This is a genomic window from Butyrivibrio sp. WCE2006, assembly GCF_000701985.1.
Lineage (GTDB): Bacteria > Bacillota > Clostridia > Lachnospirales > Lachnospiraceae > Butyrivibrio.
Genome location: NZ_JNKH01000003.1, coordinates 1 through 12,731, shown reverse-complemented (window position 1 = coordinate 12,731; position 12,731 = coordinate 1). Strand labels below are relative to the sequence as shown.

Genomic DNA, 12,731 nt, shown 5'->3' with positions numbered 1-12,731 from the left:
ACATTATTTAAAATGTCATAAGCAATAATCCATGTAAAAATTGCAAACTTTGTCTATATATGACCTTTTGCCACCATCATCACAATATTATTTCAAACATTGTTGAATAATCTGATTCATTTTCATCCATAAGTCTTATTGTTCCGCCGTGGGCTTCAATGATCTGCTTTGCTATGGCAAGGCCAAGGCCTGTTCCTTTCCCGCTGGTTCTGGCGTCATCTCCGACTATAAAGGGTTTAAAAACATCATCCCTGATAGCAGCCGGGACTCCTACCCCATTATCTCCAAGATAAATAACTACCTTGGGACTTCTGTCATCATAGTTTTGGGCCATTCTATCATTTTTACTACCTCTTTCACTGCCAGCTGTTTTGCTGACATTATCATTTCTATAGACTTTATTATCTATATCAGTCTTACCCTCAAGCACTTCCATTCCTGCATAGATCACGGTGCCTTTTGGGTTGGACTTTACAGAATTAGAGATGATATTTTCAAATACCCGTTTAAGCTGTGCTTCATCAATGCTCTTTTTAATCACCTTTTCAGGTATGTTGATCTCCATCTCATATCCTGATAAGTCCAGCTCACTATATTTAATAGCGAGATATTCTCTGAAATACTCGCAGATATCACATTCTTTTTTGTAGATCCTAAACTGAGGATGCTCAAGTTTTGAATATTCATAAAAAGAATTTATAAGTTCAGCAAGGTTATCTGATTTTCGGCTGATGGTCTCAAGATACTTATTTACTTCAGATTCCGGAACAAGCCCGTCTGCTACTGCTCTGGCATATCCCTGAATTACTGTTACAGGAGTCTTTAAATCATGGGAAATATCAGCAAGAATCTTCTGCCTTTCTTCCTCAAGCTTTTCTTTCTCCCTCTCCGCTGTGGCAAGTTTCCCTGCCATTTCATTAAAGGAATCCATTATCTGTACAAATTCCTTGGGTCCTGAGTAGGTTATCGCAACATCCTTATTTCCACTGCCAAAATCATCCATGGCATTCTGCAGCATTTTTATGGGCTTTCTCACTGCAAATGCAGTATTTAGAACAAAGAACACCACAAAAATAGAAAGGATAAACAGGAAGGATAGAATTGCGGTCATATAGATTTTCCTGTACGCATTGTTTGCAGAAGAACTGCTGAAATCCTGATGGATCAGCATAGTTCTCACATCACCGCTACCTGTAGTAAACTCAAATTTCTGAAGATATGTATCTTCATCATTCTCGAACAATATCTTATATTCAGAGTCTGAAATATGCTTAATGTTTATTCCCTCATTCTGAAAAATAACATTCCTGTCTTCATCAAAAACAGCTATTCCTCCAAGCCCAAACTGTTCATCCTCATCTGAAGTCACAGTCATATATTTGTTTAGGATATATCCCCTGTTTTTCCCATCATCTCCAATAACAGAGTCAAGATAATAGTAAGTATTTCCTGATACATCCGGAATAAACTGAAGCACCTCAGGACTATATTCATTACTCTTTGATTTATCGCTTGAGTAAATGACCTTTGCAGCTTCATCAAGTACTTCAAAATAGCTGCCTTTACCAGGCATTCCTCCGGTGCTTAGTCTGTCATACTTTTCGCTCTTTAGCGCTTCTTTGTTGTTTATTATCTTGTCTACATCAATGGTAATGTTTGCCATTTCCAATGATTCATCAGTCAGTCTTACCACAATGAAAGCGAGCAGCAGAACTGCTGCTGCAAAGAAAATATAATACCTGGTAACAAGTGAATAAAGCGTACCTTTTTCACGCCTCATCGAAGAAAAAAATAATTTCATTTTCAGCCCCGCTCCATTTTATAACCAAGCCCACGCACCGTTTTAATATATTTGGGATTTTTGCTGTCATCCTCTATTTTGTCTCTGAGATTACTCATATGTACCATAAGAGCATTGTCATCATTTTCATAGTACTCGCCGTTGATGTACTCGTAGATCTGCACCTTGGTAAAAACTCTTCCGGGATTATTCATAAGAAGAGTCATGATTCTAAACTCTGTGGGAGTAAGAAGAATCTCAACTCCGTTCTTTGTGAATTTCGCCCTTGGCACATCCAGGGAAAGCTCGCCCACAACCGTGATGTCATTGTTCTTTGGAAGGCTGCTTCCGAATTTATAGAAACGTCTAAGCATAGCCTTTGTCTTGGCAACGATTTCAAGCGGATTAAAAGGCTTTACCATATAGTCATCAGCGCCAATGTCGAGGCCAAGAATCTTGTCACTGTCCTGATTTTTGGCAGAAAGAACAAGAACCGGAATGCTGTTCTGCCTCTCTCTGATAGTTCTTATTACTTCATAACCATTTAACTTAGGCATCATAATATCGCAGATAAAAAGGTCGGGACTCTCAGCCTCAACAGCTTTAAGTGCCGCCTCTCCATCCTCTGCAGATATCACTTCATAATTTGCATTTTCAAGATAAAGCCTTAGAAGATCTATGATATCAACATCATCCTCGGCTATAAGTATTTTGTACTTTTTATCATTCATATCTGAGTGCCTCGATAGGATTCAGCTTTGCAGCCTTGTTGGCAGGATAGTATCCGAAAAATACTCCAAATGCCATAGAAAACAGTACACAGAATATTATACCGCCAATTGAAGCACTACCGCTATACCCCATCATTTTGGAGGCCATTATTCCAAAAATCTGACCAACGATTACGCCCAAAATTCCTCCGATAAAACACACCACAACTGCCTCTGTAATAAACTGCAGTCTGATATATCCGTTGGTTGCTCCAAGGGCTTTTCTGGTGCCGATTTCTCTGGTTCTCTCCGTGATAGACACTATCATTATATTCATCACACCAATTCCTCCTACCAAAAGAGATATGGCACCAATTGCCGCAAAAGCATAAGTCTGTGTATTCAGCATGGATTCCATCGATTTTATTTCTTCCTTCATGCTGTAGGCATATGCCTCATAGGTATCATTGTCCTTGTAATACTTATTGTTCAGATATTGTTGGATATCCAGTGCAAGTGCTCCCTGATCTGCGCCTGTTTTTGCAACAACTTCCATCTCATCATAGAGCTGCTTTTCTCTCATTTGTATAAGTGCGGTCTGAAGCGGAAGATATGCAAAAGTCCTTATATCCTTTTGATTTTTACCTGCACTCATACCTCCGACGCTGCTCTCCGAATATTCATAGACTCCGACTATCGTATAGTCATAATATTTGTTGTCTATAACCACCTCTACAGCCTTCCCCAGGGCTGCTTTGGCATCGCCTTGAAGCATGTTATTAACATATCTGTCTGATACTATTATTACTTTCCTTGCTTCCTGCTGCTCATTTTGTGAAAAGCTTCTTCCGGCTATAAGCTTTATCTTTGATTGTTTAATGGCTGCTGCGTTAACTCCTTCCAAAGTAATGTTTGCGTATTTTTTACCGTCCTCAGCTTTGATTTCCCCTGCACTTTTCTTAAGTGCTATTCCCTCTATTCTGTCTGAAAAATGTTCCGAAAGATCATTAATCATATCCTCCGAAAAGTAGTCCTTATCCTTCATCTCGCGGATATAAGCATCCTCTGAGTAATCGAAATCCTCAGTCATCTTCTGCATTACATAAGCGCTGATATTATTTACGCCCATATCTCCCATCTGCCCCATGACAGATTTATTCATTGCGTCCCCGACTGTCATAATGGCGATTACAGAAGCAATTCCTATTATAATTCCAAGCATAGTAAGGAATGTCCTCATTTTGTTTGCCAGAAGTCCCGTAAGCGCAAGCTTTACATTTTCAAGAAGCATATCTTATTCCCATCCTCTCATCTACTATCCTGCCATCCTTAAGCGTAAGTATTCTCTCAGTCTCCTGCGCAAGCTCCGGTGAATGGGTTATGAAAACAATGGTGATTCCCTGCTCCTCATGAAGCTTATGAAAAATGTCCATGATTTTCCTTCCGGTTGCAGAATCAAGAGCTCCTGTGGGCTCATCTGCCAGAATTATTGAAGGTCTGTTTACGAGAGCTCTTGCAATTGCAACTCTCTGCTTTTGTCCACCGGATAATTCATCAGGAGTGTGATTCATTCTCTCCTTCATCTCGACAAGTTCCAAAAGTTCCATTGCCCTCTCTTTTCTCTCCCTTGCCCTCACACCTCCGTAGAGCATCGGAAGTTCAACATTTTTAAGTGCACTGGTTCTGGCAATAAGATTGTAGGTCTGAAAAACAAACCCTATCTTTCTATTTCGGATATGGGAAAGCTCAGTATCCCCTGCTTTACATACATCCACACCGTCAAGAAGATATGAACCGCCCGTTGGCTTATCCAAAAGCCCTATGATATTCATCAGCGTGGATTTACCTGAGCCGGAAGTACCTACTATCGAAACAAATTCGCCCTTCTTTACGCATATATCTATGCCATGAAGTATCTCTAATTCATTTTCGCTTCCGATATTAAAGCTTTTTACAATCCCCTTCGCATCAATCATGATATTTGAAGTCACTATATCTGTCATCCTTCCACCCCGCCGGTTATATCAGTACTCATAAATTCATCGTAGGATGGAACAACAAGGTTCATTCCTTCCTCTAATCCATCACCCTTTACTTCCACATAATAATCGGTTTTTATGCCATAACTTACTGTGATATGTTCACCTGTTGCAACTGCATTTCCATTTCCATCAAGATCTGCTCTTTCAACATACAGGCTTCCATCCTCTGCTGTCTGAACGCAGCTATCGGGAACAGTAAGAACATTATCAGCTTCCTGCTGAAGTATGGTTATTTTGGCAGTCATTCCTATTCTGAGTCTGTCTTCCATTCCGCCATCTATGGAAACCTCGATAGGATAATCACTGGAGGTGCTGGAAGAGCTCTGTTCCTGACTATTCTGGGATGCTGCCCCCTGCGGTATCGGAGAAACAAATGAAAGTGTTCCATTCATCTCATTATCAACAGAATCTGTCTTTATCGTAACTTTCATACCCTCTTTGATATCACAGATATCATACTGATCAACTGTTGCAGTAACTTTATAGCCACTGTCATTCTGGATCAGCGCAATTTCATTTCCGTTATCATAGATACCGCCCTCTTTTACACCTACGGATGTAACCAGTCCGTCACAGGGAGCGACAATCGTAGCTTTTTCCAGCTCCTGCTCGTACTTGTCAACCTCCTGCTGAGCCTGTATCGTACTGCTGCCCTGACTGAGCTGTGTCTCTGAAAAGCTGTCTTTTGAGTCCGCAACAGTTTTTCCGTTTTCTCTCTTCTGATCTTCCTCTTCTTCCTTTGCTTTCTCTGCATTGTCTTTGGCACTCTGAATTGACTCTTTTGCTGACTTGGCATCCGCTTCCTTTTCTGCCTGTTTTGTCTTAGCCTCCGCAAGATTTGTCTGGGCATCCTCCAGAGCACTCTGCTTTTCCTCAAGGTCTTTTTTCGCCCTCTCATTTTCCCCCTGAGCTTTGGTCATTTTCTTTTCTTTTTTATCCCTTGCTTTTACAGCAGCTTCGTACTGCCCCTCTGCTGTGCTGATTGCACTCTGAATACCTTCAAGCTTAGTCTTTGCATTCTCATAATTCTGTTTTGCTTCATCATAAACACCCTGGGCAGTTGCTGCATCTGTCCTTGCCTTATCAAGAACTCCCTGGGCATTTTCCACATCCTGAGGGTTTGCATCAGGATTTGAATCAAGCTCGGTCTTTTTACTCTCAGCATCCTTAAGTGCATTATTGGCTGCTGTAAGATCATCGCCCGCTTTACTGAATCTGTCTGAAGCCGTTGTGAAATCGCCTTTGGTAAAAGCTTCATAATCTGTCTTTAAGGTGCTTATGGAATCAGCAAGTGCACCAACGTCTTTATTGGCAGTCTCGTAGGCTTCCTGGGCCTTTGAATACTTGTCATCACTTCTTGTCACTTCAGCTGCGGCATTTCCTGCTGCATCCTTTGCTCCGCTTGCAGCGGCTGTCATATCGTTAACAGAGCTTTCCGCACTACTGTTTTCAGCATTTGCAGCATCTGAAGCAGCAATAGCATCGTTATAAGCTTTGTCAGCTTTTTGTGCATCCCTTTCAGCACGCTCGATCTGAATTCTGGCTGTCTCAACAGCAGCATCATAATTTCTCTGTGCAGTTGCAAGCTCAAGTGAGTCCTTTTTCTTTGCTATTTCAAGTGCCTCCTTTGCCTGTGCAAGGGACTTTTCTATACTTGTAGTATCAAGCACCGCTATGACATCGCCCTTTTTAACCCTGTCACCTACTCTTACTTTTAATGAATTAATCTTCACTCCTGTAAGTTCACTTGCAACGCTCTGACTGTCGAGAGCTGTTATCGTTCCGTTAAGGCTTATTGTTTTCTTTAAATCCTGCCGTGTAACCTCTGCTGTCTCGATCATACTTACAGATTCATCTGCAGCTGCACTGGCATGAGTAATCCTTGTGTAATTAATTGTTCCGACTGTCACTGAAACAATAAGAACAATTGAAGTTATCACTAATACTTTGGTTCTTTTTCCACTTAAAAATTCTTTGATCTTCATAAGTTTGTCACCTTTCAAGAGTCTGTTGAATGAAGTATAAAACCCGCACATAAAAAAAACCTTTGCGTAATCTTAAGATTTCTTAAGATTAGCAAAGGCTCAAAATTTTGTTTTAATTGTAAGGATTTGGCTTGTCCTTATACCTGAATATCACAAGGATACCACCGAGCAGTAATCCTTCCATATTTCATTTATATACTCTTTGTTAAGGTTTTCTCCAATGATTATCAGTACATTTCTGCTACTTGTGACAGGCTTTACCTCCGTCTTTTTCTCAGTGGCATTTAGCTGTACCTGAGCATCCTTGCCGGTCTTGACAAAGCCCTTAATTCTTATGATATGACCGGCTTTTTCATCAGTAAATAGTGCTTCTGCCTTTTTAATGAGTTCTTCTTCAGATATCTCAACGTCAAAGTAAAATAATGGCGTAAACTGCCTGTCCTCAAGAGGAAGTTTCACATAGGAAGCATGCCTGTAACCGCAGCCCATGATTCCCTCAAAGTCCCCGGCATCAAGCTCATTAAAAGGCCTGGCAATCACATCTCCCTGACTGAAACTGATTCCGGTTGTAAACTCAGCCATTATGTCATTTATTCTCTTAACGATACCTTCTATGTCAGACTCTCTGACATCATCATGCAGCTTACTCAGTACCAGTTTTCCTGCACATGCAGCTTCAGTCATAAAAATATAACGGGATATATCCGTCAGATCTGTCACGGTATTGGCATCGACGATCGAGATTACATTCCCTATCTCATACCATCTGTCCAAAGGCTCATCATAGAGCACATCAAAAAACTCATCCACGTCATAGATTCCGGAGGGTTCAATTATAACTCTGTCATATCCGTGCATTCCCATGGAAATAAGCTTCGTCCTGAAGCGCCTTCTATGGGCTTCCTGCCCGTCTCCTCCAACAATCATTTCCAGATTACAGTTATCCCCATATAGGTCCTGTAAAAGAACCATATCCACGTTTACCGCACCATAATCATTTTCAATAATGCAGATTTTCTCACCCTTTTCCAAAAGGAATTTTGCATATTCTTTTATAAAAGTTGTTTTTCCGGATCCTAAAAAGCCGGTTATCAGGTCTATCTTAACCATTGCACCCACCAGTCTAAGAGAGGTAAAAGATCAGGGCTGCAGAACTTTTCTGACAGCAGCTTTCCAGCCATTATAATGGCCTTCGTACTCTTTTTCACTCATCTTTACATTATATTCAGTGCGCTTTATTCCGGAAAACAGCTTGTTTTTGTCATAGATTCCAAGGGCAATTCCCGCAGCATAAGCCGCGCCCATTGCAGATAGTTCTTCAGCCGGAGGAACAAGTACCGGTACCCTTACCATATCTGTCTGGAACTGCATAAGATATGCATTTTTTGTAGGACCGCCATCGACGCGAAGCTCCTTAATGGAAAAACTGACATCATCGTTCATAGCACCTACAATATCAGCAATCTGATAGGCGATGCAGTCAAGTGCGTCCCTGACAATTTCTGCCTTTTTTGTAGTTCTTGTCATTCCGCAGATAACAGCTTCTGCTTTCCCATCCCAGTATGGTGCCCCTAAACCTGAAAACGCAGGTACTATATATGAATGATCCTCAGGGTCAGCCTCCCTTGCAAGGGCCTCTGTCTCTGCCGCTGAATTTATCAGTTGCAAATCATCCTTAAGCCAGGTAATCACAGCTCCTGTATAGTTAATATTTCCTTCAAGAACGTAATCAACCTTTCCGCCGATTTTCCAGGCAAGTGAGGTTACAAGTCCGTGAGAACTAAGCACCTGCTTATCACCGATATTCATCATTACTGACGAACCTGTGCCATAAGTTGCCTTTACCATTCCTTCTGACAAGCACCCCTGCCCAAAAAGTGCACCGTGAGAATCTCCAAGAACACCTCGTATCGGAACAGGATGTGGCAAAAAGCCTTCAAAATCTGTCTCGCCAAAATATCCATCTGAATCTGTGACTTCCGGAAGAGCTTCAATGGGAACTTCAAATACTTTGCATATCTGCTCGTCCCATTTGAGATTACCGATATTGAAGAGCTGGGTTCTGGAGGCATTGGAATAATCTGTCCTGAACTCTCTTCCGCCTGTCAGCCTGTAAACAAGAAATGCATCCACCGTACCACAGCAAAGCTTTTTATCCTTTGCCGCTTTTTTTGCTGCGTCAACATTCTTCATTATCCAGGAAAGCTTTCCGGCAGGAAAATATGGAGAAAGATTGATTCCTGTTCTCTCCTTTATCATCTGCCCATAGCCCTTGCTCATAATATCGTCACATATATCTTCTGCTCTTTTGCACTGCCACACGATAGCATTATATAACGGTTTTCCGTCTCTTGTCCAAGCTATTGAGGTCTCTCGCTGATTGCTTATGCCGACGCCCTCAATCTGATTTTTATCAATCCCGGATGCTTCTACCAGATTTTTCACAACCTGTATGACATTTCTGTAAATCTCCTCAGGGTCATGTTCAACATATCCTCTGGAGTCGACTATCTGTCTGTGAGGCAGGTCCTCTCTTTTTAAAAGTGAACCTTTCTCATCAAACAAAACTGCCTTTGTTCCCTGAGTGCTTTGATCTATTCCAATGATATATTTACTCATGAGAGTGCTTCCTTTGCTTTCTTTGCAATTCCCTCTGCATTCATTCCATAGTAATCAAACACTTCCCTGGAAGTTCCTGTTATAACAGGTGCGTCAGGAAGAGCAATTTCCAATACCTTTTTAGGGCAGTTTGCTGATACAACCTGAGCCACCATAGAGCCAAGTCCTCCAAAAGGTGCATGCTCCTCTACCGTGATCACTGCCTTTGTCTTTTTCGCAGACCTTATAATAGCCTCAGTATCCAGTGGTTTTACACAGTACATATCAATAACCTCTGCACTTATCCCTTCCTTTTCAAGGAGCTTTGCAGCATCCAGGGAAGGCTTAACCATCTCTCCGCAGGCAATTATTGTTACATCACTGCCTTCATTTACTATAGTTGCCTTATCCATCTCAAAAGGACAGTTATCTTCTGCGTAAGTATCCTCCACAGGATTTCTTCCTGTTCTGATGTAAGCAGGCTTTTCATCCTTAAGAAGAGCCTCTATAAGATATTTTGTCTGATGTCTGTCAGATGGAAGGTAAACTCTCATATTGGGAATTGCTGCCATAGCCGCAATGTCCTGAGCACTGTGATGGCTCATTCCAAGAGCTCCATAGCTAACGCCGCCGCTTATTCCGATAAGCTTCACATTCATATTTGAATATGCGCAGTCAACCTTAGCCTGCTCATAGCTTCTTGTGGATAAAAAGCTTGCAGGAGATGCTGCAAATGGTTTCTTTCCGACCTTTGCAAGACCTGCCGCTATGCTCACAAGATCCTGCTCTGCAATTCCAACCTCCACAGCCTGCTCAGGGAAGTTCTCAAAAAATGGTGTAAGTGACGCGGATCCTCTGGAATCGCTGCAAAGAACAACTATGTCATGATCATCCTTTGCATGCTCCATCAAAACATCACATATTACTTTTCTGTTTGGTATATTATTCATGAAAAATCAGCCTCCGTTATCAAAATCAATTAGCCTTGCATGCTCCTGCATTCTTCAAGGTCCTTTACTATCTGCTCATATTCTTCCAATGAAGGAACATGATGATGCCAGGATGCCTTATTTTCCATAACCTTAGAGCCCTTGCCCTTTGTGGTATTAGCGATTATGCAGGTTGGTTTTCCTTTAGTCTGTTTTGCTTCTTCAAAGGCTTTATCAAGCTCATCAAGGTCATTTCCATCAACGCTTATGACATGCCAGCCAAAGCTCTGAACTCTCTTAAACAGATCCTCATGAGCCATTACATCCTCCGTGCTTCCTGATATCTGAAGACGGTTTCTGTCAATGACGGCGCAGAGGTTATCAAGATGATACATATTTCCTGCCATAAAACCTTCCCACACTGAACCTTCCGCCAGCTCTCCATCTCCCATAACCACATAGGTACGACTTGTTTTGCCATTCATCCTGTTACCCAGCGCAATTCCTACACTCACTGGAAGCCCGTGTCCAAGGGAGCCTGAATTCATCTCCATTCCGGGAAGCTTGTTATTGGGATGTCCGATATACTGTGAACCGAATTTAGAAAACTTACTCTTAACCTCTTCATAGTCAAGGAATCCCTTTTCACAAAGAACCGCATAATAGGCTTCTACTGAATGTCCCTTACTCAATATAAAAAAGTCTCGATCGGGGCTGTCCTGATTATCCGGTGATATATTCATCTGTTTGAAATAAAGATCAACCAGAATCTCCATAACGCTCATATCTCCGCCGATATGACCGCCGCCACCCTCCATAATTATGTCTATGGTATCTTTCCTTAATTTGTATGCTAATGCTTTTAAATTACTCAATTTTGCCTCCTGTTTATCCCTCATCCGCTGCTGAAGTAAGCTCATAACTCCAGAGGAAAAGTGTTTCTTTTAAAACTCAACATCTTCGCCGTGAAGATATGCCTTGACCTTGTCCTCGATAGGATCATAGAGATCCGGCGTAACACCAATGTACTTGCATGCCTCGTAGATGATCGGAACTACATCTTCATGAATTCCTACACAGTGATGGATGTAAGGTCCTTCTACAACCTTTGCCTCAAGGCGCTTCAAATTCTCAACCTCTACCCAAAGGTATGTCCCCTTTGTATAAGGACCGTCAACGCCTTTTGCATGTCCAAGCAAAATGGAGTACTCTCCGTTATCTCCATCGAATCTTGCAAGTGTGAGTTTACCGTGCTTAGCCTCAGCTGAAACTGCACCGTTGTGATCAAATGCTACAGGAACACAGATTGTAGGCTTTTCATTTGCAACAGATATCGGCCATGGACCGCAATGCTGAAGAAGCTCACCATTTTCATTGTCAGGATGACGAACTGTCCAGTCTGCAAATAGTCCGCGCTTTTCATTCATGCCTGCAGCTTCGACGATTATCTGTGTGATTGCACCGTGAATATCTGTCTCGCAGACTACAGGAAGTCCCTCTTCATTTAAAAGTGCATTTGCTGCACAGGGCATGATTCCAATCTCTCCCTGAAGGGCATTCCAGCACTGGATTGCAATCGCACTGCATCCATATTTATCTGCCAGATTTCTCATAGCTATTTTGAGTGCTGCCACATTTGTAAGAAGATCCTCTGAAATATCACAGGTCATATTCTCGTGACAGTATTTAACGACCTCAGAAACCTTATCCGGTGTCTTTTCTTTTACCTTTTTGATCTCTGCTGTAAGCTCAGGAATCGGAATCGGTGCAAGCTGAATATTGAACTTTTCCAGAAGCTCTCCCTCGTTACACATGGTGCTCCAGAAATCGAAAGGACGAGGTCCGATCTGCAGAATTCTGATACTTCTGAATTTCTTTACCACATTACATACAGCAAGGAAGTCCTTAACACCTCTCTCAAATTCCGGATCATCAAGTCTGCAGTTTGTCATGTAAGTGAACGGAACTCTGAATCTTCTAAGAACCTTACCTGTCGCAAAGAGTCCGCACTGTGAGTCGCGAAGTCTCATTCCGTCAGGTTCAGGTCTCTCATCTCTTGGTCCCCAGAGAAGAACCGGAACTCCCAGCTCTTTTGCAAGTCTTGCGCACTCGTACTCTGTACCGAAATTACCATGAGGAATGAAAAGTCCATCAACCTTCTCTTTCTTGAATTTCTCCGCAATCTTTATGCGGTCGTCATCATCATAGAGAAGTCCCTCTTCGTTTATATCTTTAATGTCAACATATTCAACACCAAGCTCATCAAGCTTATCTCTTGTAAGATTTGCAAATTTGATAGCATCCGGTGCACTGAAAATGCTTCTTCTTGTGGGTGCCAGTCCGATTCTGATCTTTGCTTTTTCCACTCATCCTTATACCTCCTCGTATAATATTTTTAGATACATTAAATGTACCTTGATAACTTAATAAATATTTGTTCAATAGGCTTAGTTAAGCCCATGATATAATTGTCCCCGTGTCAATCAGGTAATAGTTCTATTATCTCCTGTTGAACCAGAAATGGTTGCTTCAATTAAAAGTCTGTTCCCCTGACATGGAAGTTAGCTTCAAACCGGCTGGCTGTTTGCTTAAGTGCATGGACGACCATCTAGCAGTGTGGTTTCGCATCTGTCCATCTTAAGCTGGATTCTTATATGCGAGGGTGTCGATGCTCCATGATCATGGGT

Annotated in this window: 10 protein-coding genes; all 10 read right to left on the bottom strand. The window is 41.8% G+C overall.

Going from position 1 to position 12,731, the window contains the following annotated elements:
* Window positions 1-79: 79 nt before the first annotated feature.
* Window positions 80-1,801: a HAMP domain-containing sensor histidine kinase gene (locus tag T501_RS03210; RefSeq protein WP_050008103.1), complete on the bottom strand. Its 1,722-nt coding sequence runs from the start codon at window positions 1,799-1,801 to the stop codon at window positions 80-82.
* A gap of 2 nt (window positions 1,802-1,803) precedes the next feature.
* Window positions 1,804-2,511: a response regulator transcription factor gene (locus T501_RS03205; RefSeq protein ID WP_044913285.1), complete on the bottom strand. Its 708-nt coding sequence runs from the start codon at window positions 2,509-2,511 to the stop codon at window positions 1,804-1,806.
* A complete protein-coding gene (locus T501_RS03200; protein ID WP_044913283.1) occupies window positions 2,504-3,781 on the bottom strand; it encodes an ABC transporter permease in 1,278 nt (425 codons plus the stop codon). Before T501_RS03200 ends, T501_RS03205 begins: the two co-directional genes overlap by 8 nt.
* Window positions 3,771-4,493: an ABC transporter ATP-binding protein gene (locus tag T501_RS03195; protein WP_044913281.1), complete on the bottom strand. Its 723-nt coding sequence runs from the start codon at window positions 4,491-4,493 to the stop codon at window positions 3,771-3,773. The genes T501_RS03200 and T501_RS03195 overlap by 11 nt, the downstream gene beginning before the upstream one ends.
* On the bottom strand, window positions 4,490-6,517 hold the full coding sequence (locus tag T501_RS03190; protein ID WP_197027911.1) for an efflux RND transporter periplasmic adaptor subunit: 2,028 nt from the start codon (window positions 6,515-6,517) through the stop codon (window positions 4,490-4,492). The genes T501_RS03195 and T501_RS03190 overlap by 4 nt, the downstream gene beginning before the upstream one ends.
* A 150-nt stretch (window positions 6,518-6,667) precedes the next feature.
* The gene (locus tag T501_RS03185) at window positions 6,668-7,627 is read right to left on the bottom strand and encodes a GTP-binding protein (protein ID WP_044913277.1); all 960 of its coding nucleotides are present in this window, start codon (window positions 7,625-7,627) and stop codon (window positions 6,668-6,670) included.
* 30 nt (window positions 7,628-7,657) lie between these two features.
* Window positions 7,658-9,136, bottom strand: a complete 1,479-nt coding sequence (locus tag T501_RS03180; RefSeq protein ID WP_044913275.1) for an FGGY-family carbohydrate kinase — start codon at window positions 9,134-9,136, stop codon at window positions 7,658-7,660.
* Complete coding sequence (locus tag T501_RS03175; RefSeq protein ID WP_026510279.1) at window positions 9,133-10,065, bottom strand: transketolase family protein; 933 nt, start codon at window positions 10,063-10,065, stop codon at window positions 9,133-9,135. The genes T501_RS03180 and T501_RS03175 overlap by 4 nt, the downstream gene beginning before the upstream one ends.
* A gap of 29 nt (window positions 10,066-10,094) precedes the next feature.
* Entirely contained in the window at window positions 10,095-10,919 is an 825-nt protein-coding gene (locus tag T501_RS03170; protein ID WP_044913272.1) for a transketolase, read from the bottom strand.
* Window positions 10,920-10,988: 69 nt separating this feature from the next.
* Window positions 10,989-12,410 (bottom strand): L-fucose/L-arabinose isomerase family protein, encoded by a 1,422-nt coding sequence (locus T501_RS03165; RefSeq protein WP_044913270.1) that lies wholly within the window; start codon window positions 12,408-12,410, stop codon window positions 10,989-10,991.
* Window positions 12,411-12,731 lie beyond the last annotated feature (321 nt).

Excerpts from the sequence above, each read along its gene's own strand:
- T501_RS03195 (WP_044913281.1), bottom strand. The coding sequence starts at position 4,493 with ATGACAGATATAGTGACTTCAAATATCATGATTGATGCGAAGGGGATT.
- T501_RS03185 (WP_044913277.1), bottom strand. The coding sequence starts at position 7,627 with ATGGTTAAGATAGACCTGATAACCGGCTTTTTAGGATCCGGAAAAACA.
- T501_RS03175 (WP_026510279.1), bottom strand. The coding sequence starts at position 10,065 with ATGAATAATATACCAAACAGAAAAGTAATATGTGATGTTTTGATGGAG.
- T501_RS03200 (WP_044913283.1), bottom strand. The coding sequence starts at position 3,781 with ATGCTTCTTGAAAATGTAAAGCTTGCGCTTACGGGACTTCTGGCAAAC.
- T501_RS03180 (WP_044913275.1), bottom strand. The coding sequence starts at position 9,136 with ATGAGTAAATATATCATTGGAATAGATCAAAGCACTCAGGGAACAAAG.
- T501_RS03210 (WP_050008103.1), bottom strand. The coding sequence starts at position 1,801 with ATGAAATTATTTTTTTCTTCGATGAGGCGTGAAAAAGGTACGCTTTAT.
- T501_RS03205 (WP_044913285.1), bottom strand. The coding sequence starts at position 2,511 with ATGAATGATAAAAAGTACAAAATACTTATAGCCGAGGATGATGTTGAT.
- T501_RS03190 (WP_197027911.1), bottom strand. The coding sequence starts at position 6,517 with ATGAAGATCAAAGAATTTTTAAGTGGAAAAAGAACCAAAGTATTAGTG.